This window comes from Salipiger mucosus DSM 16094 (assembly GCF_000442255.1).
GTDB lineage: Bacteria > Pseudomonadota > Alphaproteobacteria > Rhodobacterales > Rhodobacteraceae > Salipiger > Salipiger mucosus.
Map to the genome: position 1 here is coordinate 9,957 of NZ_KE557288.1, position 22,290 is coordinate 32,246.

The following is a 22,290-nucleotide window of genomic DNA, read 5'->3' on the forward strand; positions in this document are numbered from 1 at the left end:
GAGGGCTGCGCGCGGGGCGCGGGGGTCGGCGCGGCGGCGGCCGGGGCGGCGCCCGCTTCCTCGATCACCGGGTCGGCGTCGGTGAAGGTCGCGGCGCCCGCCCCCATGGCCATGACCGTCGGCGCCTTGTCCTTGAGCTCGTTCACCACGCGCTGCGCGGTCTTGGGGCCGATGCCCTTGGCCGCCTTGATCGCGGACCAGTCCCCCAGCGCGATGGCGCGGCTCACCCCGTCGGGCCCGAGCGCGCCCAGGATCGCCAGCGAGGCCTTGGCGCCCACGCCCTGCACCGACATCAGCAGGCGGTGCCACTCCTTCTCGACCAGCGTCGGAAAGCCATAGAGATGCAGCAGGTCCTCGCGCACCAGAAGGTCGGTGAAGAGCGCCGCCGCCTCCCCCGGCCCGGGCAACGAGGCCAGCACCCGGTCCGAGCAATGCACGACGTAGCCCACGCCGCGCACGTCGATCAGCACGTGATCGTCGCCCTTCGAGATCACCACCCCCGCGATACGCCCGATCATGCCCGCACCTTCAGCTGCCGGGTGCCGATGTGGCGCGCATGGCAGATCGCCACCGCCAGCGCATCGGCGGCGTCGGGTCCGGCAATCTCGATACCGGGAAGCTGCATCTTCACCATGTGATCCACCTGCCGCTTGTCGGCGTGGCCCACGCCGACGACCGTCTTCTTGACCGAGTTCGGCGAATATTCCCCGATCTCGAGCCCGAACTGCGCCGGCACCAGCAGGGCGATCCCGCGCGCCTGCCCCAGCTTCAGCGTGCCCGCGCCGTCACGGTTGACGAAGGTCTTCTCCACCGCCGCGAGGTCGGGCGCCCAGGCGCGCAGGACCTCGGTCAGCTGGGCGTGAAGCGACAGCAGGCGCGTCGCCAGTTCGCCCTTTCCCGATTCGCAAACGCCGTTGGAAACATGCCGCAACCGGCTGCCCTGCGCCTCGATCACGCCCCAGCCGAGGCGCTGCAACCCCGGATCGATGCCGAGAACCCGCATCACTGCCCGCCCTTGTCATTATTTTTCGTCGAATAGCACGAAACGCGAACACAGGCCAAGTCGAAAGCCCGTTGCCCGTTTGCGACACGGCTGGCCCGGCAGCGACGCAAGCGTCCCGGAAGCGACATTGCGCAGCCCGCAGGCGACGCCCGAATTGCACAGATTTCATACGATTTTTCATCAAGTTGATGACGTTTTGAGCCATGCGAAAACTGCATGAGGACCATGCAGATTCCGACGTTGTGGCCCCGCGATGCCGTCGCTATCTGCCCGCATACAAATTAGGCACCATGAAAACTCTAGGACAAGGACCCTGACCCATGTCTACCTATGACAGCTTCCGTCCCACGGACGGCGCCACCGGAGTTGCCGGGCGTATCGGCAACGTCTTTCTCGTCGCATCGGGCGCCCAGGCCGGCCGTGGCGACACCTCCTCGATCGCAGACGCGGCCGCCCGTGTGGGCGCCGTCTGTGCCGCAGCCTTCGCGACCCTGAAGGACTGGAACGACGCGCGGCTCACGCGCAAGAGCCTGCTGGCCCTCACCGACCGCGAGCTGGACGACATCGGCCTGCGCCGCGGCGACATCGACCGCATCACCCGCTTCCACTGAGCCTTTCACGGGTCAGGGTTTGCCGACACCACTCACGGAAAAGGCCGCGTCCCTCGGGACGCGGCCTTTTTCGTTCCGGGGTCGATCCCGGCGTGAACGATGCGACGCTTCAGCCGAGATAGCCCTGCATCAGCTTGGCGACCCAGGCGGTCGCCGGGTCCACGCCCATCACCCAGGCGCCGGCGCGCTCGGCCACGGTGCCGGAGGACAGCTGCGCCAGGTGGCCCGCGTAGGTCTCGGGGCCCATGCTCGCGAGCAGGTAAGCCTTGAACACCAGGAACCCGGCGACGGCCAAGAGGACGCCCTTGAGCGTGAAGCCGGGCGTCCGGCGGATCGGACGATGCTCGAGCGTGCCGTTGCGGTTCAGCTGCGTCACGTAGCCCTGCGCCAGCTTGCGGTGCTTGGCGGTCAGCGCCCGGTGGCGCTTTTCAAAGTTCCGGATCGCATTATCCATGGCAGCCTCGTTCGCATCGGCCCCCACCGAGCGACATCGTGGCTAATGGCGAAAAGCGGCGAAATTGAGGCAAGTGCCCTCATTGCGCCAGACTGTGGCTATTCCGGGGCGGCGCGCTGGATGGTGAGGGTGACCCAGTCACCAATCTCCTCGCGATTGACCAGATTGATGCCGTTGCGGGCATAAACCTCGATCACCTCGTCGGCCTGCCGCGTCAGGATGCCCGAGAGAATCGCGTAGCCGCCGGGCTGCAGGTGCTTGGCCATGTCGGGCGCGAGGTCGATGAGCGGCTGCTTTAGGATGTTGGCGAAGACGAGGTCGAAGGGCGCGCGGGCCGCGATCTCGGGGTGGTCGAAGCCGGTCGCCTCGACGCAGTGCACCCGGCCCAGGAGGTCGTTGGCGCGCAGGTTCGCCTCGGCCACCTCGACGGCCACCTCGTCGATGTCCGAGGCAATGATCGCGTCGTTCCAGATCCGCGCCGCGCCCATCGCCAGCACCGCCGTGCCGCAGCCGATGTCGGCCACGTTGCGGCCGGTGAAGCCCCCGGTCGCCAGCCGGTCGAGCGCCCGCAGGCAGCCCAGTGTCGTGCCGTGGTGCCCGGTGCCGAAGGCCATGGCGGCCTCGATCAGCAGCGGCTCGGCGCCCTCGGGCACCTTGTCGGCGTCGTGGCTGCCATAGACGAAGAAGCGTCCGGCCTCGACCGGGGTCAGCTCGCGCCGGACCTTGTCGACCCAGTCGGTGTCGGGCACCTCGGAGACGACGAAATCCTGCGCCCCGTAGGCCGCCGCCAGCAGGGCAAGCTCGATCTCGTCCGGCGGCTCGGTGAAGTAGCCGCCGACCTCCCAGGTGCCGCTGCCGTCCTCGATCTCGAAGACGCCCACGCCCGAGGGTTCGGGTTCGAGCTCTTCCATCGCCTCGCCCAGCGACTCGGCCGGGTCCTTGGCGGAAAGCTTGGTGAAGGCGGTCCAGGTCTTGGGCATGGGGTCACTCCTGCGTTCGAGGGCCGGATAGCGCGTTTCCGGCGCGGGGAAAAGCCGCGCCGCGCGTCACTCGGCCGGCGCGGGCAGTCCGCCGGCCAGAATGGTCTCGTGCCCGGGCGCGGGATGGCGCGGGATCAGCAGCGAGAGCCCCAGCGAGGTCAGCGCCATGCCCGCCGCGAGGCCGAAGACCGCGCCGGGCGCGACAAGCCAGAGATAGCCCAGCAGCACCGGCAGGAAGACCGCCGCGATATGGTTGATGGTAAAGGCCACGGCCGCGGTGGGCGCGATGTCGCCGGGGTCCGCGATCTTCTGGAAATAGGTCTTCAGCGCCAGCGCGAGGGCAAAGAAGATGTGGTCGATCACGTAGAGCACCGCGGCCAGCACCACGCCCCAGCCGAACCAGTAGATCCCGCCGTAGGCGAGGAAGACGATGGTGAGCCCCACGTATTCGAAAATCAGCACCGGCCGCTCGCCGTAGCGGTGCACCGCCCGGCCCAGCAGCGGCGCGCAGATCATGTTGGCCACCAGGTTCACGAGGAAGAGCCCCGTCACCTCGTGCACCTCGAAGCCGAAGCGTTCGACCATCATGAAGCCCGCGAAGACCACGAAGATCTGACGCCGGGCCCCCGACATGAACTGCAGCGCGTAGTAGAGCCAGTAGCGCCGCCGCAGCACGAAGCGCTTGCGCTGCGGATTGGGGCTCTCGAAGCGGGGGAAGACCAACGCGCAGTAGGTAACGATCACCAGCGTCGCGCCGCCCGAGACGAGGTAGACGAAGTTGTAGGAGAGGTCGAAAGCCTCCCAGGTCATGACGATGGCGACATAGGCCACCAGCGTCGCGGCCGAGGCGGCGGCCAGCAGCAGGCCAAGCACCTTGGGCGCGCGGTCCTTGGGCAGCCATTGCAGCTGCAGCGACTGGTTGACCGTCTCGTAGTAATGGAAGCCGATCGAACTGAGCATCGTCACGGTCAGCAGCCCGGCCATGCTCGGGAACCAGGCGGTCACCGCCGTCGCCACGCCCAGCATGGTGAGCGCCACCAGCGCCAGCGCCTGCTCACGCATGAAGAGCAGGATCGCGATCACCCCGATTGCAAGGAAGCCCGGGATCTCGCGCACGGTGTGCAGCCAGCCGATGTCCGAGCCGTCGAAGTCCGCGGCCTCGATGACGAAGTTGTTGAGCAGCGCCGACCATGTGGCGAAGCTCAGCGGCATGGCGATGGCCATGAGGAACAGGAGCGTCACGGGCCTGCGCCAGACCGGCAGGGCGTGCGCGTCGCCGAGGGGGACGATGCGGGTCATGGACAAGGCTTTAGGCCGTTTCCCGCGCCTTGGCGAGCGCCAAAGCGGCGCGCCGCGCGCACATGACATGGATCAAGGCATATACATTCAGCCTCCGGCATAGGTCCCGCCAGATCAGGAGGGCTGCGCCATGGACATCATCACCATCCTCGACAGCATCGGCGAGCGCCCCACGGCGGCGCTTTTCGGGCTGCTGACCGGCGTGGTCTTCGGCGTGGCGGCGCAGCGCTCGCGGTTCTGCCTGCGCGCGGCGGTGGTGGAATTCGCCCGCGGCAGCTTGGGCGACAAGGTGGCGGTCTGGCTGCTGACCTTCTCGACCGCGCTGGTCTGGGTGCAGGGCGCGCGGCTGCTGGGTTTCTTCGACCCGGCCAATGCCCGCATGATGGCGGTGCCGGGCTCGTGGTCCGGGGCGATCATCGGCGGGCTGATGTTCGGCGCGGGCATGGTGCTGGCGCGCGGCTGCTCGGGGAGGCTGCTGGTGCTGGCGGCCACGGGCAACCTGCGGTCGGTGGTCTCGGGGCTGATCTTTGCCGTGGTGGCGCAGATGTCGCTGTCGGGCCTGCTGACCCCGCTGCGCGACCGGCTGGCCGGGCTCTGGATCACCGGGGGCGGGCGCAACATGGACCTGCTGGCGGCGATGCACCTGCCGCGCGAGGCGGGGCTGGTGATCGGTCTCGCCATCGCGCTGCTGGCGCTCGAACTCGCGCGCCGCAACCGCATCGGCGCGCGGCGGCTGGTCTTCGCCTCGGGCGTGGGCTTTGCCGTGGCGCTGGGATGGGGGCTGACCTACGCGCTGTCGAACGCAGCCTTCGACCCGGTCCAGGTCGAGAGCGCGACCTTCACCGGTCCCTCGGCGCACACGTTGATGTTCTTCCTCGAGCGCGACGCGGTGCTCGAGTTCGACGTGGGGCTGGTCCCCGGCGTGTTCCTCGGTGCCTTCCTCGCCGCGACCTGGGCAGGCGAGCTCAAGTTTCAAGGCTTCGAGGGGCCGACGCCGATGCGCAACGCCATGATCGGCGCGGCGCTGATGGGCTTTGGCGGCATGCTCGCGGGCGGCTGCGCCATCGGCGCGGGTGTCACCGGCGGCTCGATCTTCGTCGGCACCGCCTGGCTGGCACTGTTCTGCATGTGGATCGGCGGCATGACCACCGACGTTCTCATGGGTGGCCGCCGGCAAGCCGCGGCCGCCTGAACGCGCGAAGCAGGCGATATCGCCATTCCCGCCACACCGCCGCGCGAATGACGCAATCGCGCCGCATTTGACGCTGGCCAGATTCCGGACGGTGGCCTAAGAATATTGCGCGACACACCGTAATGTCGCTGCCGTCACCGGCCCCGACAGTCCGGTCCGGCATTGTTTAAATGGTCAACAGGAGTCATTCATGAAGACCTTTTTGCTTGCTGCCGCGTTTGGCAGCCTGGCGACCGGCGCAGCCGCCATCACCTACGATTTCAACGACGCGACGCTGCCGGCGCTGTTTGACTCGGCCAGCGTCTACAGCTTCCGCACTGACGTGAACGATGCATCGAACTCGGCGCTGGCCTTCACGGGAAGCGGAGCCAACCAAGGAACGACGCCGGCCGGCGTCAGCGCGCTGTCGACCGGCGGTCAGCTTCGCCACGCGACCACCGGAGCGCTCGATCTCAGCGCCGGCGGCACGCTCGCCTTCGACTTCCTCTTCGGCACCAGCGCGACCAACGATTTCGGCTACTACGAGAACGCCGACGCGGGCGAAGACTTCATCGTCGCCTATTCCATCGACGGCGGAACGTCGTTCACCGAGTTCGCCCGGATCGACACCGAGGATGCGACCTACGCCAATCAGTTCGGCGCCTTCTCGACACTGATCCCGACGGCCGCGCAGACCGGCTCGACGCAGCTGTCATTCATGCAGGTCTTCAACTCCGGCTCGTCTTTCGACCACTGGGCACTGGACAACCTCTCGGTTTCCGCGGTCGCGGCAGTCCCGCTTCCGGCATCCCTGCCGCTTCTGGGCGCAGCCGTGGGCGCCTTCGGCCTCTTCGGAGCGCGGCGCCGGCGCAAGGCGGCCTGATCGGGCGATTACGTTTCCGGGCCGCCCTTCCAAGTGACAGGAGGGCGGCCCGGTCCAGTCATCACGGCCGGATGCGCCAGCCGGTGCGGAAGATCCACCACACGATCCCGATGCAAAGCGCCGTGAACCCGGCGATGGCCAGCAGGCTCAGCCCCACGGGCACGTCCGACATGCCGAAGAAGGCCCAGCGGAACCCCGAGATCAGGTAGACCACCGGGTTGAAGAGCGTGATCGTCTGCCAGGCCGGCGGCAGCATCGAGATCGAGTAGAACGACCCGCCGAGAAAGATCAGCGGCGTGATGATGAGCATCGGCACCAGCTGCAACTGCTCGAAGTTCTTGGCCCAGATCCCGAGAATGAACCCCAGCAGCGCGAAGCTGGTGCAGGTCAGCAGCAGGAAGGCCACCATCGCCAGCGGATGCTGGATCGTGAGATCCACGAAGAGCGAGGCCGTCCCGAGGATCACGACCCCGATGAAGAGCGCCTTGGTCGCCGCCGCCCCGACGTAGCCCGTCACCACCTCGAGGAAGTTCACCGGGGCCGAGAGCAGCTCGTAGATCGTGCCGATGAACTTCGGGAAGTAGATCCCGAAGGAGGCGTTCGAGACCGCCTGCATCACCACCGAGAGCATCACCAGCCCCGGGACGATGAAGGCGCCGTAGCTCACCCCCTCGACCTGCTCGATGCGCGAGCCGATGGCGGCGCCGAAGACCACGAAATAGAGCGAGGTCGAGATGACCGGCGAGATGAAGCTCTGCAGCAGCGTGCGGAAGAACCGCGTCATTTCGTACCGGTAGATCGCCCAGATGCCGAGCCAGTTCATGCCGCCGTCTCCTGTTTCTTCACGAGGCCCACGAAGATGTCCTCGAGCGAATCCTTGCGGGTCTCGATGTCGCGCACCACGAGCCCGGCCTGCGTCATGTCGGCCATCAGCCGCGCGATGCCGCTGCGCTCGGCGGCGCTGTCGTACTCGTAGACGATCACGCGCCCGCCCTCCTCGAGCGTGAGGCCGCGCCCCTCGAGCCCGGGCGGCAGCGTGTCGACCGGGCTGTCCAGCTCGACGCGCAGCGTCTTGTGCCCCATGCGCGCCATGAGGCTGTCGGTCTCCTCGACCAGCAGGATCTCGCCCCCGTTGATGACACCGATGCGGTCGGCGATGGCCTCGGCCTCCTCGATGTAATGCGTCGTCAGGATGATCGTCGTGCCGCGCCGGCGCAGATCCTCGACGATCTCCCACATGTCGCGGCGCAGCTCGACGTCGACGCCCGCCGTGGGCTCGTCGAGGAACAGCACCGCCGGCTCGTGGCTCAACGCCTTGGCGATGAGCACGCGCCGCTTCATGCCGCCCGAGAGCGCGCGGATCGGCTCGTCGCGCTTGTCCCAGAGGCTGAGGCGGCGCAGCAGGTCCTCGATCAGAGCGTCGTCGCGGCGCTTGCCGAAGAGCCCGCGCGAGAAGCGCACGGTGTTGATGACCTTCTCGAAGGGTTCGAGCGAGACCTCCTGCGGCACCAGCCCGATCAGGCTGCGCGCCTCGCGAAAGTCGGCCACCACGTCGTGCCCGCCCACGCGGATCGTCCCGCCGCTCGGCATCGCCAGACCGCAGATCACCGAGATCAGCGTCGTCTTGCCGGCGCCGTTGGGGCCCAGCAGCGCCAGGATCTCGCCCTTGCGGATCTCCAGATCCACGCCCTTCAGAGCTTCGAACCCGCCGTCATAGACCTTGCGCGCCCCGCTTACCTCGACCATTGCCGTCATGCGTCCCTCCGCTTCCCGTGAGCGGTAACTAGACCTTACGACCCGGGACGCAATGTGCGAAGGCGCACCGCCCGTTGTGCGGGCGATTTCCCGGCTGGCACGTCGGCGCGCGGCCCGCTAACGCGGAGGCATGAGCCACTCCCCCGACCGGCCCGCACTGGGCATCCTCTTCATCTGCCTCGGCGTTGTCGCGATCTCGGTCAACGACATGCTGATCAAGCTGCTCTCGGGCGGCTACCCGCTGCACCAGATCGTCGGCATGCGGGCAGTGATCGCCCTGGTCGTCACGTTCGGACTGCTGAGCCGCGAAGGCGGCCTGCGGGGGCTGCGGACCGACACACCCTGGCTGCACGTCCTGCGCGGGGTGCTGGTGGTGCTCGCGAACATGACCTTCTATCTCGCGGTGGCGGCCCTGCCGCTGGCGCAGGCCACGGCGCTCTTCTTCGCGGCCCCGCTCTTCATCACGCTGCTGTCGATCCCCTTGCTGCGCGAAAAGGTGGGGCCGCTGCGGCTGGGCGCGGTCCTCGTCGGCTTCCTCGGCGTCCTGGTCATGCAGCAGCCCTGGAAGGCCGATCTCGCGCAGTCGCGCTTGGTTCTGACACTGCCCGTGATCGCGGCCCTGCTCTACGCGCTGATGCAGGTGCTGACCCGGCGACTGGGGATGCGCAGCCCCGCCGCGGCGCTGGCCGTCTACCTGCAGCTGACCTTTCTGGCCGTCTCCCTCGGCTTCTGGCTGATCGCCGGCAATGGCCGCTTCGCCCCCGCCGACGAAGGCGAAGCCCTCGACTTCCTGCTCCGCGCCTGGATCCTGCCACGAACGGAGGACCTCTGGATCATCCTGACGCTCGGCGTGCTGTCGGGACTTGTCGGCTACGCGCTCAGCGCAGCCTACCGCATGGCCGACGTCGCGGTGGTGGCGCCGTTCGAATACGTCGGCCTGCCGCTGGCGATCCTCTGGGGCTGGCTGATCTTCGGCGAATGGCCCGGCGCAAGCGTCTGGCTGGGCTGCCTGCTGATCGTCGGCGCCGGACTCTTCGTCTTCCTGCGCGAACGCGCCCGAGCGCGTCCACAGCCCGGCCGGCGCAGGCTCTGGGGGCGGCGCTGATCAATCGTCACGCTAGGCCGCAGATGGCGTCAATGCGTATTTTCAAACAAGAAGAAGCAAGGGGCCCGAAATACCAGCCTTCGGCCCACGTGGCCTCATCACGCTTCCGTGCTTCTTCTTGTTCCAAATACGCAAATCACGACGGATGGCCCCGACGCGACGCCGGAGGAGATGCCTAGCTCCCCCGGATCGCGTCGATCATCACCTGCACGTTCGCAGGGTCGGCATCGGGCGTGATGCCATGGCCGAGGTTGAAGATATGCGGGCCTTTCGAGAAGTCCTCGACGATCCTGCGCGTCTCGCGCACCAGCGCATCGCCACCGGTCACCATGTGCGTGTTGGCCAGGTTGCCCTGCACGCAGCCCGAGGGCTGCACGTGCTCTGCCGCCCATTCCGGGCTCACCGCGTCATCGAGCGCCACGCAGTCCGCGCCGGTCGCGGCATGGAAGCCGGCAAAGCGCTCGCCCGCGCCGCGCGGGAAGACGATCACCGGAAGGCCCGGGTGCCGCGCCTTGAGCTCACCCACGATGGTCCGCGCCGTGTCGCGCGTGTAGCGGTCGAAGTCCTCGCCCTGCAGCGAGCCCGCCCAGGAATCGAAGAGCTTCACCACCTCGGCCCCGGCCTCGACCTGCGCCGAGAGGTAGTCGATCGTCGCCTCGGTCAGACGCTCCATGAGCCGCTCGAAGAGCGCGCGGTTCTCGGCCTTGAGCGCATGCGCCGGGCCCTGATCCTTGGTGCCGCGCCCGCCGATCATGTAGGTCGCCACCGTCCAGGGCGCCCCGGCGAAGCCGATGAGCGTGGTCTCGGCGGGCAACTCGCGGCGCAGGATGCGGATCGTCTCGTAGACCGGGCTCAAAGTGTCGTGGATCATCTCGCCGCGCCCGAGTTTCTCGAAATCCGCCTCGGTCGTGACGGTCGACAGCCGCGGCCCTTCTCCTGTGACGAACCACAGGTCGGCCCCCAGCGCCTGGGGCACCAGCAGGATGTCGGCAAAGAGGATCGCCCCGTCGAAGCCGTAGCGCCGGATCGGCTGCAGCGTGACCTCGGCGGCGAGCTCGGGCGTGTAGCACAGAGAGAGGAAGTCGCCGGCCTGCGCCCGCACCTCCTTGTACTCCGGCAGGTAGCGCCCGGCCTGCCGCATCATCCAGATGGGCGGCACCTCGAGGGTTTCCCCGGCCAGCGCGCGCAGGATCGTCTTGGTCATCGGTCTCTCCCCCGTATGTCGCCTCGGAGGCAGATAGGTCAAAACACGCCCCATTGCCACCACCCGCCGCGCGACATAAAGCTCGAAGGCATGACGCAGGACCTGCCCGACCCCGACCGCCCGCTCCGCATCGGCACCCGCGGCTCGCCGCTGGCGCTGGCACAGGCGCACGAAACCCGCGACCGTCTCGCCGCCGCCTTCGACCTGCCCGAGGCGGCCTTCGAGATCGTGGTCATCAAGACCACCGGCGACAACCGCGCGATGATCGCCACCGACACGCCGCTCAAGGTGCTGGGCGGCAAGGGCCTCTTCACCCGCGAGATCGAGGAGCAACTGCTCGCGGGTGGCATCGACATCGCGGTGCACTCGATGAAGGACATGCCGGTCGAGCAGCCCGGCGGTCTCGCGCTCGACTGCTACCTCCCGCGCGAGGACGTGCGCGACGCCTTCATCTCCCCGGGCTACACCGCCATCGCCGAGCTCGCGGCCGGCACCGTCGTCGGCACCTCGAGCCTGCGCCGCCGCGCCCAGGTGCAGACCCGCCGTCCCGACCTGACGGTGGTCGAGTTCCGCGGCAACATGCAGACCCGCCTGCGCAAGCTCGACGAGGGCGTCGCCGCCTGCACCTTCCTCGCCATGGCCGGGCTCAACCGCATGCAGATCCCCGGCGTGCCGATGACCCCCATCACGCCCGAGGACATGCTGCCCGCCGTCGCCCAGGGCGCCATCGGCATCGAGCGCCGCGAGGACGACGACCGCGTCGCCGGCATGCTCTCGGCGATCCACGACACCGAGACGGCTCAGCGCCTCTCGGCGGAACGCGCCTTCCTCGCCGCGCTCGACGGCTCCTGCGAGACGCCCATCGCGGGTCTCGCCGAACTCGAGGGCCCAGCCCTGCGGCTGCGCGGCGAGATCCTGCGCCCGGACGGCTCCGAGGCGCATGCCGACGAGCGGCACGGCACCATCGCCGACGGCGCCGAAATGGGCCGCGACCTCGCCCGCGACCTGCTCTCGCGCGCCGGCCCGAACTTCTTCGACTGGCGGACCTGAACCGCCACTTTCATCTTTCCCGCAAATACGCCGGGGTGAATTCGCGCCACAGGCGCGAAGAGGGGCAGCGCCCCTCTCCCGGCGTCCGGCCGCCCCGGGCGGCGGGACGCTCCCCCCGCGCGCCGCGAGGCGCTCCGCCGGATCAGTCCAGCGTCAGGATCGTCTGGCCGGTGGTCTGCCGCGCCTCCAGCGCGCGATGGGCCGCGGCCACCTCGGCCAGCGGGAAGCGCTGATCGATGCGGATCTTCACCGCGCCCGAGGCCACCTTGTCGAAGAGCATCGCCGCCATGTCCTGGCAGGCCTCGTGCAAGGCGATATGCGCGAACAGCGTCGGCCGCGTCACCTTGAGCGAGCCCTTCTGCGCCAGCAGCCCGAGGTTGAAGGCCTCGACCGCGCCCGAGGCGTTGCCGAAGGAGATCATCATCCCCAGCGGCTTCAGGCAGTCGAGCGAGCCCTCGAAGGTCTCCTTGCCGACCGAATCCATCACCACGTCCACGCCCTTGCCGTCGGTCAGCTCGCGCACCCGGGCGACCCAGTCCTCGGTGGCGTAGTTGATGCAGGCATCCGCCCCGTGCTCGAGCGCGAGCTGGCACTTCTCCTCGGAGCCCGCGGTGCCGATCAGCCGGATGCCCTCGGACTTCGCCCACTGGCAGGCGATCAGACCGACGCCCCCGGCGGCGGCGTGGAACAGCACCGTGTCGCCGGCCTTGAGCGGCGTCGTGCGGTGGAACAGGTACTGCACCGTCAGACCCTTGAGCATCATCGCCGCGCCCTCCTCGAAGGAGATCGCATCGGGCAGCTTGCAGACCTGCGCCGCGGGCATCACGCGCGCCTCGGCATAGGCGCCCGGCGGCACGGCGGCATAGGCGGCGCGGTCGCCCACGGCGAGGTGCGTCACGCCCGGGCCCACCGCCTCGATGGTGCCCGAGGCCTCCATTCCCAGAGCGTGCGGCAGCTCCATCGGGTAGAGCCCCGAGCGCTGGTAGCAGTCGATGAAGTTGAGCCCGCAGGCGGCGTGGCGAATGCGGATCTCGCCCTCGCCCGGCTCGCCCACCTCGCGGTCGACGAGCTTCAGCGCCTCGGGGCCGCCGTGTTCCTCGATGATGACGGTCTTCGCGGTCTCGGTCATGTCGCTTTCCTTGTCTGCCGGGCGGCATGCGCCCCTCTCCGGGCGCGAGACTGCGCCGCCGGCGCCGGGGATACAAGGCCGGGCGCGAGGCCCGTCCCGCAGTCGTGATTCGCGCGGTCCGCGCGATGTGCTACCCTTGACGCATGCGCGCGCCGCCGGCCGGTCCGGCCCGGGCGCGTCCGGCCGGACCCCGCCCGGCGTGTCACGCCACGCCAGAGGGAGGATCATCATGGCCAAGACCATCGGAAATCCGGCTGTCCTGGACCGCCCGAATCCTGGGCGCCACGGGCAGCCATCTAGCCGCCACGACGCGCGAGCTGGGCAGCGAGGACGCCGCGCCGCCGCAGGTGCGGCACATGGAAATGGAGGACATCCGCACGTCGCTCCGCAAGGGCTGGGAAGATTTCGCCGCCTGCCGCAGCGACGTGATGTTCATCGTGCTGGTCTACCCGGTCGTGGGGCTGGTGCTGATCGGCATGGGACTGCAGATGGAACTGGTGCCGCTGCTCTTCCCGCTGATCTCGGGCTTTGCCATTCTCGGCCCGCTCGCGGCCGTCGGCCTCTACGAGATGAGCCGCAGGCGCGAGGCGGGCGAAGCGCCGCGCTGGGGGCATGCCATCGGCGTCCTGGAATCGCCGGCCTTCGGCGCCATCGTGGTGATGGGGATCTACCTCGCCGCGCTCTTCCTGCTGTGGATGCTGGTCGCCGCCGAGATCCACCAGTTCACCATGGGTAACGCCGTGCCATCGAGCGTCATGGCCTTCCTGACCGAGGTTGTCACCACGCCGGGCGGACAACTGATGATGGTGCTGGGGATCGCCGTGGGCGCGCTCTTCGCGCTGGCGGCGCTGGCGGTCTCGGTGGTGTCCTTCCCGCTGATGCTCGACCGGCACGTCGGCGCGCCGGTCGCGGTTGCGACCTCGATCAAGGTGTTGCTGGCCAACCCGAAGGTGGTCCTGAGCTGGGGCGTGCTGATCGCGGTGCTCCTGGCGCTGGGGGCGCTGCCGCTGCTGCTGGGGCTGATCGTCGTACTGCCCGTGCTGGGCCACGCGAGCTGGCATTTCTACCGGCGTGCCGTGGCCTGAGCCGGGCGGCGCGGCGGCTCAGCCGCCGACGCGCAGCACGATCTTGCCCACGTGCGTCGAGCCTTCCATGCGCGCGTGGGCCTCGGAAGCCTGCTCGAGCGGGAAGTCGGAATCCATGACCGGCGCGACCTGGCCGCTCTCCAGCAGCGGCCAGACCCGCGCGAGCAGCGCCTCGGCGATGCGCGCCTTGGCCAGGTCGCTCTGCGGGCGCAGGGTCGCGCCCGTGATCGTGAGCCGCCGCACCATCACCTGCGCGAAGTTCAGCGAGACCTTCGGCCCCTGCAGGAAGGCGATCTGCACCAGCCGGCCCTCGTCCGCCAGCGCCTTGACGTTGCGCGGGATGTAGTCGCCGCCCACCATGTCGAGGATCAGGTTCGCCCCGCCCTCGTCGCGCAGCACCTCGACGAAATCCTCGTCGCGGTAGTTGATCGCCCGCTCGGCACCGAGCCGCGTGCAGGCCGCGCATTTCTCGGCCGAACCGGCGGTGGCGAAGACCCGCGCGCCGAAATGATGCGCGAGCTGGATCGCCGTGGTGCCGATCCCCGACGAGCCGCCATGCACGAGAAACCGCTCGCCCGCCTCGAGCCCGCCGCGCATGAAAACGTTGGACCAGACGGTGAAGAAGGTCTCGGGCAGGCAGGCCGCCTCGCGCAGGCCCATGCCCTGCGGCACCGGCAGACAGTGCGCGGCCGGCGTCGCCACGTAGTCGGCATAGCCTCCGCCCGGCAGCAGGGCGCAGACATTGTCGCCCACGCGCGGCCAGTCCACGCCCGGCCCGACGGCGGCGACCTCGCCCGAGGCCTCGAGCCCCGGCAGGTCGCTGGCCCCCGGCGGGGGCGCGTAGTTGCCCGCGCGCTGCAGCGCGTCGGGCCGGTTCACACCCGCCCAGGCCACGCGGATGACCACCTGCCCGTGCCCCGGCTCGGGGACCGGACGTTCGGTCGGGCGCAGCACCTCGGGGCCGCCGGGTTCGGAAATCTCGACGGCGCGCATGGTCTGGGGCATTCGTGGTCGTCCTATCTGGGGGCGGTCCAGCCGCCGGGCAGTTTCAGGTCCTTGGGCACGCCGGGCGCCCGGACCTTGCCTAGCACCCGCTCGGGCCCTGCGAAAACCCGTTTCAGCACCGGGTTCTCGCGCACCTTGGCCTTGGTCTTCTCGATCCGCATGACATCCTCGATGCGGCGATCGAGGAATTCCCAGGTCGCCTGGTGGTCGAGCGAATCGTCCCCCAGCCAGTAGAGCACGGTCGAGGAATAGACCCCCGACAGCGTCGCCCGCTTGGTGTACCAGTTGATGTCGCGCGCGGTGTCGCCGAGCACGGTCCAGATGCGGTCGGCGGTCCCCCAGATCAGCCGCGCGCCATCAGGCGCATACATCGGCAGCGCGAAGAGCGTCGTGCCACGGCGCACCGCCTCGCGGTCCTTGACCGCCTCGATGCGGGTGCGAACCGCGTGGGCCACGCGGTCGCGGTAGCGCATCTCCTGCATCGCGTCGGCGTCGAGCGCCGCTTCCATCGCCTCGTCGCCGCGCTTGTGAAAGGCCACGGCAAGGTCCACGGCGCCGCGCGGGTAGAGGCCGCGCGCGACCACCGGGTCGGCCCCGATCTCGGCCACGGCGGCGCGGAAGGTCGTTTCGGACCAGCCATCGAAGGCGACGTGATTCAGCGCCGCATCCAGCAATCTCTCGTTAAGGTTGTCGTCGGTCATCGGTCACCCTCCTGTGACTCGGGCATGCCCTGAGTGTAGCGCGGGGCCCCGGGGCTGACCACCGGGCGGGCACGACAGGGGCGGGTCTGGACAAACCGCCCGGCCCTTGCTATACGGCAGCTTCCTGCAATTCCATGCAACTTCAACCTAGAAAGGTGGTGACAACCACATGCAGGTCAGTGTTCGCGACAACAATGTCGATCAGGCGCTCCGCGCCCTGAAGAAGAAGCTGCAGCGCGAAGGTGTTTTTCGTGAAATGAAGCTTCGGCAGCAATTCGAAAAGCCCTCCGAGAAGAAGGCACGCGAGAAGGCCGAGGCCATCCGCCGCGCCCGCAAACTCGCACGCAAGAAGGCCCAGCGCGAAGGCCTCCTCTGAGGCAACGCCGGCAGCAGCCGACCTTCCGACACGAACGAGACGACCCCCGGGGCATCTGCCTTTCGGGGGTTTGTCGTTTTTGGGGGACAGGTAATCACGCTACGCTCCATCCGCCGGACATGAAAAACCCCGGGGCATGGTGTCCCCGGGGCCAGGTCCTTGAAGGTCGGCCGGCTTGTGACGCCGGTCCGGGTCGTGTCGATGTCAGCTCGGGCCGATCATGAAGCAGGTGACCTGCCGTGCCTGCAGCCGGCGGCAAGCCAGGTCGGCACCCTCGCGGCTCAGGCCCATGAAGTTCGCATCGAAGCCGTTCGAGCGCCCCACCACCTTGCGCAGCGATCCGTCGAGCGAGCTGGTCTCCATCAGCGCGGTCTTCAGCAGCACCTTCTCGGCGGCGTAGCGGCTGGGATAGCGGCCGACGTTGATGCCCCAGTGCCGTCCGCCCGACGTCGAGACGCGCGTGACGACCTCCTGCTTCTGGGCGACCTGCGCCGCCGCTTCGGCGGTGGCCTCGTCGGCCGTCGTGCCCCCGGCGCTGGCCAGCAGCACGCCCTGCGGCCGGCGCATCGGCTTGACCGAGGCGCCCGGCGCGATGCCGCTGGCCTCGGCGATCGCGGCCGCCGCGACCGCCTTTTCCGAATCCTCGGCCGGCGGGGTCGGGGCGACCTCGGCCTCGGCGACCTGCACCTCTTCCAGCGCGGTCGTGATGTCGTCGGCGACCTCGGCCACGAGCGGTGCCGTATCGGGAACCGCGGGCGGCTCGGCGCCCGGACGCAGTTGTGGACGCAGGCTGCGGGTCACCGCGGCCGCGACCACGCGCACCGACTTGCCGGTCGCGCCCGAGGGCGAGGCATCGGCGTTCTTGGCCACCTCGACCGGGCCAAGGCCCTGGTTGCCCATGTAGGCAGGGCGATTCGGCTTGTTCAGCGCGACGTTGGTCTGCGCCTTCTTGAACCCGAGGTCGAGAAGCTCGGCCACCCGCTTGTCGCGGGTCGAGCTCGAGCGCCCGCCGAAGACCGTGGCGATCACGCGCTCACGGCCGCGCACGGCCGAGGCGACGAGGTTGAAGCCCGCCGCGCGGGTGTAGCCCGTCTTGATGCCGTCGGCGCCGCGGTAGTTCACCAGCAGCTTGTTGTGCGAGTAGACGGTTTTCATGCCCGCGTCGGTCGCCCGGCGCGAGAACAGGTTATAGTACTGCGGGTAGTCGTACAGCATGTGACGCCCGAGGATCGTCATGTCCCGCGCCGTCGAGAGGTGTCCGCTTTCGGTCAGGCCGTGGGCGTTCTTGAAGGTGGTGCGCGTCATGCCGAGCGCCTTTGCGGTCCGGGTCATGCGGCGGGCAAAGGCCGCTTCCGAGCCCGAGATCGCCTCGCCGATGGCGGTGGCCGCGTCGTTGGCCGACTTCACCGCCGCCGCGCGCACGAGGTAGCGCATCTTCATCTTCTGCCCGGTGCGCAGCCCCAGCTTCGAGGGCGGCTCGGCCGTCGCGTTGCGCGAGATGCTCACCACGGTATCCATGCTGAGCTCGCCGTTCTGCACCGCCTCGAAGGCGATGTAGAGGGTCATCATCTTGGTCAGGGACGCGGGATGAAGCCGCGTGTCCGCGTTCTCGGCATGGAGTACCTTGCCGGATCGCGCGTCCATGACCATCGCCGCGTAGGGCGCTGCCATCGCGCTCAGCGGCGCGACGATCACAAACCAGATGAACGTAAGAATATACAGGCCAATTCGGCCCGGCTGCTGCCTGCGCCGTCCCGTCACGGTGTCCGCCTTTCACTGCCTCGCGTCCCCGGGTTTCCCGGTGAACTGTTCTTTTGATTACCGTTGAAGGTAGCACGAAGCGCACTTCAAGGAAAGCGTGGAAAGGCTTGATTAGCACGGGTTTTCGCGGGGTCAGAAAACCACATCTTGTTGGACGAAGCGGCCCCGCACCCCAGACCGTCGAATGTGGCCAAATTGAGGCGCCCGACTCACTCCACCTCGGCAACAAGCGCCGGCAGAGCGCCCAGGTCCGGCAGCTCGCGAAAGCGCGGATGCTCGGGTTTCTCGGCCACCTCCAGCGCCCAGGTCAGGTCATGCGGGACGTAGACTCCCCACCCGCCGGCGGCGATCGCCGGGGCCACGTCGGACTTCAGCGAATTGCCGACCATCATGGCCGCCGCCGGCCCGCCCGGGCTGCGCGCGAAGATTCGGGCATAGGTGTCCGGCTGCTTGTCCGAGACGATCTCGACCGCGTCGAACCAGTCGCCGAGGCCCGACTGCGCCAGCTTGCGTTCCTGGTGCAGCAGGTCTCCCTTGGTGATGAGCACCAGGTGATGGCTTTCCGCCAGCGACGCCACCGCCTCCTCGGCATGCGGCAGCAGCTCGATGGGATGGGCCAGCATGTCGCGTCCGGCCTCCATGATCTCGCCGATCACGCGGCCCGGCACGCGGCCGTCGGTCACCTCGATCGCGGTCTCGATCATCGACAGGACGAAGCCCTTCACGCCGAATCCGTAGTGGCCGATATTGCGCCGCTCGGCCTCGACCAGGCGGGTGTCGAGGTGATCCCGCTCGGTATAATCGCCCAGCAATTCGGCAAACCGATCCTGCGTAAGCTTGAAAAACCGCTCGTTGTGCCAGAGTGTGTCGTCGGCATCGAAACCGATCGTTTGCAAATTCCGTGCCATTGCGGAGAGACTCCTTTCGACGACCCTTTTCTCCGGGGCCGCTCCGAATTATATGACCAGATCAAACCCGGAACCGCAAAGCGCAAGCGACCCGAGATGTCTCACCCCGTAACGCACCCGATCTACGGCATGGCCGGCCCGCCCTCGGACGACGAGAACGGGCAAGACGATTCCGATGTCGTCGTCAAGACGAAGCCGAAGACGAAGCGCCCGCCGCTCTACAAGGTGCTCCTGCTCAACGACGACTACACGCCGATGGAATTCGTCGTGCATATCCTCGAGCGGTTTTTCGGCATGAACCATGCCCAGGCCTTCGAGATCATGCTGACCGTGCACAAGAAGGGGGTCGCCGTGGTCGGCGTCTTCAGCCACGAGATCGCCGAGACCAAGGTCGGCCAGGTGATGGATTTCGCGCGGCGCCACCAGCATCCGCTGCAATGCACCATGGAAAAGGAGTGATCCGCCCGTCCGCGGCGGCACGGCCATGACCACCGACAGACTGACCCACGCAAGCGAGGCGGGCCTGCCCCTGCCCGATGACGGCCGCATCCTGCTGATCGGCCCGCCCGGAGACCAACCGCTCGGGCCGCTGCCCGCCGACCGCTGCGACGTCGTGCAGGCCTTCAAGCCCGATCACGACGCCTGGGCGCGGCGCGGCCTGCCCGTCGCCGCCGAGCCCGAGGGCACGGATTATTCCGCCGCCGTGGTCTGGCTGCCCCGCGCCCGCGAGCTGGGCGAGGCCCGCGTGGCCCAGGCCTGCGCCGCCGCGGCCGGCGGGCTGATCGTCGTCGACGGCCAGAAGACCGACGGCATCGAGGCGATGGGCCGCGCCCTGCGCGGGCGCGTTGACCTCGCGGGCCAGGTCTCCAAGGCGCACGGCAAGACCTTCTGGTTCACTGCGGCCGACGACTTCGCCGACTGGAACCACGGCCCCGAGGAGCATGACGGGATCTGGACGGCCCCGGGCGTGTTCTCGGCCGACGGTCCGGACCCGGCCACCGAGGCGCTGCTGGCCGCCCTGCCCCGCAAGATCGGCAAACGCGTGGCCGACCTCGGCGCCGGCTGGGGCGGGCTGGCCCGCGGCCTGCTGGCGCGCGAAGAGCTGGAGACGCTGCACCTTGTCGAGGCCGATCACGCCGCGCTCGAGTGCGCCCGGCGCAACGTCACCGATCCGCGCGCGGTGTTCCACTGGGCCGATGCCACCGCATGGGAGCCGCCGGCGACCATCGACTCGGTCATCATGAACCCGCCCTTCCACGTCGGCCGGCACCCGGATCCGACGCTGGGACAGGCCTTCATCACGGCCGCGGCCCGCATGCTCCCGCCCGGCGGGCGGCTCTGGCTTGTCGCAAACCGGCATCTGCCCTATGAAACGACCTTGGCGGAACGATTCCGCCACAGCGAAGAAATTGCGGGCGATTCCCGTTTCAAGATCCTTCACGCCGCCCGGCCCGGGCGCTAGACGCGGCCGACCTCCCAGCAGCAGAGACGGGATTTCCCCATGAGCCTCTCCATCGAAGGCAAGACCGCGATCGTGACCGGCGCGGCGAACGGCATCGGCCTGGCCATCGCACGGCACTTCGCCAACAAGGGCGCCAACGTCATGTTCGCGGACATGGACGAGGGCCAGCTTCAGAAGGAATGCGGCAAGCGCGAGGACGACTCGAACATGCGCTACTTCGCCGGCGATCTGCGCGAGCGGTTGACGCTGGCGAACCTGCTCTCGGCGACGCTGGATGCCTTCGACAACGTCGACATCCTGGTCAACGGCGCGCGGCAGATCCTGCCGTCCGATCCACTCGATCTCGACGACGAGTCGGTCGATGCCATGCTGGGCCAGAACCTCAAGCCCGCGCTGCGGCTGAGCCAGATCGTCGCCAGGCGCATGATGAAGCAGGCCGAGGGCAAGACCGAGGGCCAGGCCGGCACGATCATCAATCTGTCCTCCATCGCGGCGCGGCGCACGCATCCCGGGCTCATGGGCTACTCGGTCTCCTGCGCGGCGCTCGACCAGATGACGCGCTCGATGGCGGTGGCGCTCGCGCCCTACCGCATCCGCGTGAACGCGGTCGCCTTCGGCTCGGTCATGTCGGCAAGCCTCAAGGACTGCCTGAAGGACAACTCCGAGTACCGCTCCGAAATCGAGGAGCACACGCCCATGGGCCGCATCGCCGCCCCGCGCGAGCTGGCCGAGACGCTGCAGTTCCTCGCCTCCGACGGCTCGGGCTTCATGACCGGGCAGATCATGACCGTGGACGGCGGACGCACTCTGCTCGACCCGGTCGCGGCGCCGGTGCACTGAAGCGGCGTTGCCTCGCCCCGCCTGCCCGGTTAGGACCGTGCGGCAGGAGGGACGCGCCATGACGCAGAGCGAGGATTTCACCGACCACAAGGCCCGCGCCTCGGCCTGGTTCCGCGAGCTGCGGGACGAGATCGTGGTGGCCTTCGAAGGGCTCGAGCAGAACCATGCCGAGGGCCCGTTCGCGGATGCCGCCCCGGGCAGCTTCACGGTGACGCCGACCACGCGCACGGCCGACGACGGATCGGACGCCGGCGGCGGTCTGATGAGCGTGATGCGCGGCGGCCGCGTCTTCGAGAAGGTGGGCGTGAACGTCTCGACGGTCTACGGCACCCTCGGCGAGGCCGCGCAGAAGGCCATGGCCGCGCGCGGCGTGCCGGGGATCGAGGCCGACCCCAGCTTCTGGGCCAGCGGCATCAGCCTCGTGGCGCACATGCAGAACCCGCATGTGCCGGCGGTGCACATGAACACGCGGATGTTCTGGACGCCGAATGCCTGGTGGTTCGGCGGCGGCTCCGACCTCAACCCCTGCATCGAGTATCCCGAGGACACGGCGCATTTCCACGCCACGCAGCAGCGGTTCCTCGACCCGCACGGGACCGAGGTCTACCCCGCGCTCAAGGCCTGGGCGGACGAGTATTTCTACATCCCGCACCGCAAGCGGGCGCGCGGCGTGGGCGGCATCTTCATGGACGACCGCAACATCGGCGACTGGGAGGCGGATTTCGCCCTGACTCAGGACATCGGCCGCGCCTTCCTGCCGGCCTACGTCCCGCTGGTGGAAAAGCGCCGCGCCCAGCCATTTACCGAGGCGGATCGCGAGACGCAGCTCGTGCACCGCGGGCTCTACGCGGAATACAACCTCGTCTACGACCGGGGCACGAAGTTCGGGCTGGCCACGGGCCACGATCCCGACGCGGTGCTGATGAGCCTTCCGCCGCTGGCGAAGTGGGTCTGACGGCGGCGCCTCAGGCCTCGCGCCATTCCCCGGGCGCCAGCCCGTCGACCGACCAGTCGCCCACCGACCAGCGCACCAGCCGCAGGCAGGGAAGCCCGACATGGGCCGTCATGCGGCGCACCTGTCGGTTCCGCCCTTCCGAGATCGTCATCTCGATCCAGCCGTCGTGCACCGACTTGCGGTAGCGCACCGGCGGCACGCGCGGCCAGAGATCGGGCGGCGCCACCCGGCGCACCTTCGCCGGCCGCGTCGGCCCGTCCTTGAGCGTCACGCCCTGCCGAAGCTGCGCAAGCTGCTCTTCGCCCGGGTCGCCCTCGACCTGCACGAGGTAGGTCTTGGGCTTGCGGAATTTCGGATTGGCGATGCGCGCCTGCAGCCGCCCGTCGTCGGTGAGCAGCAGCAGCCCCTCGCTGTCGCGGTCGAGCCGCCCGGCCGGGTAGACGCCCGGCAGGTCGATATAGTCCGAGAGCGTCGCGCGCGGGCTGTCGGCGTTGCCCTTGTCGGTGAACTGCGACAGCACGCCGTGCGGCTTGTTGAAGAGGATCAGCATGGT

24 protein-coding genes and 1 pseudogene are annotated in these 22,290 nt (G+C 68.7%); 11 read left to right on the top strand and 14 right to left on the bottom strand.

Annotation, left to right across the window (positions count from 1 at the left end; all coding sequences use genetic code 11):
* Both ruvA and ruvC read right to left on the bottom strand, forming a co-directional pair.
* Window positions 1-518 (bottom strand): annotated as a pseudogene (ruvA, locus tag SALMUC_RS25900) (Holliday junction branch migration protein RuvA); the annotation flags it as partial.
* Entirely contained in the window at window positions 515-1,003 is a 489-nt protein-coding gene (gene ruvC / locus SALMUC_RS25905; RefSeq protein WP_020041890.1) for a crossover junction endodeoxyribonuclease RuvC, read from the bottom strand. The gene ruvC and the pseudogene ruvA, both read right to left, overlap by 4 nt.
* 320 nt (window positions 1,004-1,323) lie before the next feature.
* Between ruvC and SALMUC_RS31935 the strand changes: the two genes are divergently transcribed.
* Window positions 1,324-1,614, top strand: a complete 291-nt coding sequence (locus SALMUC_RS31935) for a DUF1127 domain-containing protein (RefSeq protein WP_020041889.1) — start codon at window positions 1,324-1,326, stop codon at window positions 1,612-1,614.
* A gap of 109 nt (window positions 1,615-1,723) precedes the next feature.
* On the opposite strand, the gene SALMUC_RS25915 is transcribed toward SALMUC_RS31935, so the two are convergent.
* The 3 genes from SALMUC_RS25915 to SALMUC_RS25925 form a co-directional block, all read right to left on the bottom strand.
* Entirely contained in the window at window positions 1,724-2,068 is a 345-nt protein-coding gene (locus SALMUC_RS25915) for a hypothetical protein (protein WP_020041888.1), read from the bottom strand.
* 98 nt (window positions 2,069-2,166) lie between these two features.
* Window positions 2,167-3,048 carry a 50S ribosomal protein L11 methyltransferase gene (locus tag SALMUC_RS25920; RefSeq protein WP_020041887.1) on the bottom strand — a complete coding sequence of 294 codons (882 nt, stop codon included), beginning with the start codon at window positions 3,046-3,048 and terminating at the stop codon, window positions 2,167-2,169.
* A 66-nt stretch (window positions 3,049-3,114) separates the two neighbouring features.
* Window positions 3,115-4,347 (bottom strand): MFS transporter, encoded by a 1,233-nt coding sequence (locus tag SALMUC_RS25925; RefSeq protein WP_020041886.1) that lies wholly within the window; start codon window positions 4,345-4,347, stop codon window positions 3,115-3,117.
* Window positions 4,348-4,477: 130 nt separating this feature from the next.
* Here SALMUC_RS25925 and SALMUC_RS25930 point away from each other — a divergent pair, with 130 nt between their 5' ends.
* Window positions 4,478-5,539, top strand: a complete 1,062-nt coding sequence (locus SALMUC_RS25930; protein WP_020041885.1) for a YeeE/YedE family protein — start codon at window positions 4,478-4,480, stop codon at window positions 5,537-5,539.
* A gap of 190 nt (window positions 5,540-5,729) precedes the next feature.
* The gene (locus SALMUC_RS25935; RefSeq protein ID WP_020041884.1) at window positions 5,730-6,401 is read left to right on the top strand and encodes a VPLPA-CTERM sorting domain-containing protein; all 672 of its coding nucleotides are present in this window, start codon (window positions 5,730-5,732) and stop codon (window positions 6,399-6,401) included.
* Window positions 6,402-6,462: 61 nt separating this feature from the next.
* On the opposite strand, the gene SALMUC_RS25940 is transcribed toward SALMUC_RS25935, so the two are convergent.
* Window positions 6,463-7,224 carry an ABC transporter permease gene (locus SALMUC_RS25940; RefSeq protein WP_020041883.1) on the bottom strand — a complete coding sequence of 254 codons (762 nt, stop codon included), beginning with the start codon at window positions 7,222-7,224 and terminating at the stop codon, window positions 6,463-6,465.
* Window positions 7,221-8,156: an ABC transporter ATP-binding protein gene (locus SALMUC_RS25945; RefSeq protein WP_021121014.1), complete on the bottom strand. Its 936-nt coding sequence runs from the start codon at window positions 8,154-8,156 to the stop codon at window positions 7,221-7,223. The genes SALMUC_RS25940 and SALMUC_RS25945 overlap by 4 nt, the downstream gene beginning before the upstream one ends.
* Before the next feature lie 130 nt (window positions 8,157-8,286).
* On the opposite strand from SALMUC_RS25945, the gene SALMUC_RS25950 reads away from it, so the two are divergent.
* Window positions 8,287-9,261, top strand: coding sequence for a DMT family transporter (locus SALMUC_RS25950; RefSeq protein WP_020041881.1), 975 nt, complete (start codon window positions 8,287-8,289; stop codon window positions 9,259-9,261).
* Between the two features lie 175 nt (window positions 9,262-9,436).
* Here SALMUC_RS25950 and hemE read toward each other — a convergent pair whose 3' ends face one another.
* A complete protein-coding gene (hemE, locus tag SALMUC_RS25955) occupies window positions 9,437-10,465 on the bottom strand; it encodes a uroporphyrinogen decarboxylase (protein ID WP_021121015.1) in 1,029 nt (342 codons plus the stop codon).
* 90 nt (window positions 10,466-10,555) lie between these two features.
* Here hemE and hemC point away from each other — a divergent pair, with 90 nt between their 5' ends.
* Window positions 10,556-11,515 carry a hydroxymethylbilane synthase gene (gene hemC / locus SALMUC_RS25960; protein WP_020041879.1) on the top strand — a complete coding sequence of 320 codons (960 nt, stop codon included), beginning with the start codon at window positions 10,556-10,558 and terminating at the stop codon, window positions 11,513-11,515.
* Between the two features lie 142 nt (window positions 11,516-11,657).
* Here hemC and SALMUC_RS25965 read toward each other — a convergent pair whose 3' ends face one another.
* Window positions 11,658-12,644: a quinone oxidoreductase family protein gene (locus SALMUC_RS25965; RefSeq protein WP_020041878.1), complete on the bottom strand. Its 987-nt coding sequence runs from the start codon at window positions 12,642-12,644 to the stop codon at window positions 11,658-11,660.
* Between the two features lie 356 nt (window positions 12,645-13,000).
* Here SALMUC_RS25965 and SALMUC_RS25970 point away from each other — a divergent pair, with 356 nt between their 5' ends.
* The gene (locus SALMUC_RS25970; RefSeq protein ID WP_020041877.1) at window positions 13,001-13,729 is read left to right on the top strand and encodes a DUF2189 domain-containing protein; all 729 of its coding nucleotides are present in this window, start codon (window positions 13,001-13,003) and stop codon (window positions 13,727-13,729) included.
* Between the two features lie 18 nt (window positions 13,730-13,747).
* Here the strand turns inward: SALMUC_RS25970 and SALMUC_RS25975 are convergent, their stop codons facing one another.
* A complete protein-coding gene (locus SALMUC_RS25975; RefSeq protein WP_020041876.1) occupies window positions 13,748-14,734 on the bottom strand; it encodes an NAD(P)H-quinone oxidoreductase in 987 nt (328 codons plus the stop codon).
* 11 nt (window positions 14,735-14,745) lie between these two features.
* Window positions 14,746-15,435: a COQ9 family protein gene (locus SALMUC_RS25980; RefSeq protein WP_020041875.1), complete on the bottom strand. Its 690-nt coding sequence runs from the start codon at window positions 15,433-15,435 to the stop codon at window positions 14,746-14,748.
* 169 nt (window positions 15,436-15,604) lie between these two features.
* Here SALMUC_RS25980 and rpsU point away from each other — a divergent pair, with 169 nt between their 5' ends.
* Complete coding sequence (gene rpsU, locus SALMUC_RS25985; protein ID WP_020041874.1) at window positions 15,605-15,811, top strand: 30S ribosomal protein S21; 207 nt, start codon at window positions 15,605-15,607, stop codon at window positions 15,809-15,811.
* Window positions 15,812-16,015: 204 nt separating this feature from the next.
* Here rpsU and SALMUC_RS25990 read toward each other — a convergent pair whose 3' ends face one another.
* Window positions 16,016-17,482: a D-alanyl-D-alanine carboxypeptidase family protein gene (locus tag SALMUC_RS25990; protein WP_084514096.1), complete on the bottom strand. Its 1,467-nt coding sequence runs from the start codon at window positions 17,480-17,482 to the stop codon at window positions 16,016-16,018.
* Between the two features lie 299 nt (window positions 17,483-17,781).
* Window positions 17,782-18,480: an HAD family hydrolase gene (locus SALMUC_RS25995; RefSeq protein WP_020041872.1), complete on the bottom strand. Its 699-nt coding sequence runs from the start codon at window positions 18,478-18,480 to the stop codon at window positions 17,782-17,784.
* Window positions 18,481-18,609: 129 nt separating this feature from the next.
* Between SALMUC_RS25995 and clpS the strand changes: the two genes are divergently transcribed.
* Genes clpS through hemF form a run of 4 tightly spaced genes read left to right on the top strand, consistent with a single transcriptional unit; the run spans window position 18,610 to window position 21,737 of the window.
* On the top strand, window positions 18,610-18,939 hold the full coding sequence (clpS, locus tag SALMUC_RS26000; RefSeq protein ID WP_020041871.1) for an ATP-dependent Clp protease adapter ClpS: 330 nt from the start codon (window positions 18,610-18,612) through the stop codon (window positions 18,937-18,939).
* A 25-nt stretch (window positions 18,940-18,964) separates the two neighbouring features.
* Window positions 18,965-19,942, top strand: coding sequence for a class I SAM-dependent methyltransferase (locus SALMUC_RS26005; protein WP_020041870.1), 978 nt, complete (start codon window positions 18,965-18,967; stop codon window positions 19,940-19,942).
* 39 nt (window positions 19,943-19,981) lie between these two features.
* Entirely contained in the window at window positions 19,982-20,782 is an 801-nt protein-coding gene (locus SALMUC_RS26010) for an SDR family NAD(P)-dependent oxidoreductase (protein ID WP_020041869.1), read from the top strand.
* Window positions 20,783-20,840: 58 nt separating this feature from the next.
* Window positions 20,841-21,737, top strand: coding sequence for an oxygen-dependent coproporphyrinogen oxidase (gene hemF / locus SALMUC_RS26015; RefSeq protein ID WP_020041868.1), 897 nt, complete (start codon window positions 20,841-20,843; stop codon window positions 21,735-21,737).
* 10 nt (window positions 21,738-21,747) lie between these two features.
* Here the strand turns inward: hemF and SALMUC_RS26020 are convergent, their stop codons facing one another.
* A complete protein-coding gene (locus SALMUC_RS26020; protein WP_020041867.1) occupies window positions 21,748-22,287 on the bottom strand; it encodes a pseudouridine synthase in 540 nt (179 codons plus the stop codon).
* Between the last annotated feature and the right edge of the window lie 3 nt (window positions 22,288-22,290).

Excerpts from the sequence above, each read along its gene's own strand:
- SALMUC_RS25935 (WP_020041884.1), top strand. The coding sequence starts at position 5,730 with ATGAAGACCTTTTTGCTTGCTGCCGCGTTTGGCAGCCTGGCGACCGGC.
- SALMUC_RS25975 (WP_020041876.1), bottom strand. The coding sequence starts at position 14,734 with ATGCCCCAGACCATGCGCGCCGTCGAGATTTCCGAACCCGGCGGCCCC.
- hemC (WP_020041879.1), top strand. The coding sequence starts at position 10,556 with ATGACGCAGGACCTGCCCGACCCCGACCGCCCGCTCCGCATCGGCACC.
- SALMUC_RS25980 (WP_020041875.1), bottom strand. The coding sequence starts at position 15,435 with ATGACCGACGACAACCTTAACGAGAGATTGCTGGATGCGGCGCTGAAT.
- clpS (WP_020041871.1), top strand. The coding sequence starts at position 18,610 with ATGGCCGGCCCGCCCTCGGACGACGAGAACGGGCAAGACGATTCCGAT.
- SALMUC_RS26005 (WP_020041870.1), top strand. The coding sequence starts at position 18,965 with ATGACCACCGACAGACTGACCCACGCAAGCGAGGCGGGCCTGCCCCTG.
- SALMUC_RS25965 (WP_020041878.1), bottom strand. The coding sequence starts at position 12,644 with ATGACCGAGACCGCGAAGACCGTCATCATCGAGGAACACGGCGGCCCC.
- rpsU (WP_020041874.1), top strand. The coding sequence starts at position 15,605 with ATGCAGGTCAGTGTTCGCGACAACAATGTCGATCAGGCGCTCCGCGCC.
- hemF (WP_020041868.1), top strand. The coding sequence starts at position 20,841 with ATGACGCAGAGCGAGGATTTCACCGACCACAAGGCCCGCGCCTCGGCC.
- SALMUC_RS25990 (WP_084514096.1), bottom strand. The coding sequence starts at position 17,482 with ATGGCAGCGCCCTACGCGGCGATGGTCATGGACGCGCGATCCGGCAAG.
- SALMUC_RS25945 (WP_021121014.1), bottom strand. The coding sequence starts at position 8,156 with ATGACGGCAATGGTCGAGGTAAGCGGGGCGCGCAAGGTCTATGACGGC.
- SALMUC_RS25970 (WP_020041877.1), top strand. The coding sequence starts at position 13,001 with ATGGAAATGGAGGACATCCGCACGTCGCTCCGCAAGGGCTGGGAAGAT.
- SALMUC_RS25940 (WP_020041883.1), bottom strand. The coding sequence starts at position 7,224 with ATGAACTGGCTCGGCATCTGGGCGATCTACCGGTACGAAATGACGCGG.
- SALMUC_RS25995 (WP_020041872.1), bottom strand. The coding sequence starts at position 18,480 with ATGGCACGGAATTTGCAAACGATCGGTTTCGATGCCGACGACACACTC.
- ruvC (WP_020041890.1), bottom strand. The coding sequence starts at position 1,003 with ATGCGGGTTCTCGGCATCGATCCGGGGTTGCAGCGCCTCGGCTGGGGC.
- SALMUC_RS31935 (WP_020041889.1), top strand. The coding sequence starts at position 1,324 with ATGTCTACCTATGACAGCTTCCGTCCCACGGACGGCGCCACCGGAGTT.
- SALMUC_RS25930 (WP_020041885.1), top strand. The coding sequence starts at position 4,478 with ATGGACATCATCACCATCCTCGACAGCATCGGCGAGCGCCCCACGGCG.
- SALMUC_RS25915 (WP_020041888.1), bottom strand. The coding sequence starts at position 2,068 with ATGGATAATGCGATCCGGAACTTTGAAAAGCGCCACCGGGCGCTGACC.
- SALMUC_RS25950 (WP_020041881.1), top strand. The coding sequence starts at position 8,287 with ATGAGCCACTCCCCCGACCGGCCCGCACTGGGCATCCTCTTCATCTGC.
- hemE (WP_021121015.1), bottom strand. The coding sequence starts at position 10,465 with ATGACCAAGACGATCCTGCGCGCGCTGGCCGGGGAAACCCTCGAGGTG.
- SALMUC_RS25920 (WP_020041887.1), bottom strand. The coding sequence starts at position 3,048 with ATGCCCAAGACCTGGACCGCCTTCACCAAGCTTTCCGCCAAGGACCCG.
- SALMUC_RS26010 (WP_020041869.1), top strand. The coding sequence starts at position 19,982 with ATGAGCCTCTCCATCGAAGGCAAGACCGCGATCGTGACCGGCGCGGCG.
- SALMUC_RS25925 (WP_020041886.1), bottom strand. The coding sequence starts at position 4,347 with ATGACCCGCATCGTCCCCCTCGGCGACGCGCACGCCCTGCCGGTCTGG.
- SALMUC_RS26020 (WP_020041867.1), bottom strand. The coding sequence starts at position 22,287 with ATGCTGATCCTCTTCAACAAGCCGCACGGCGTGCTGTCGCAGTTCACC.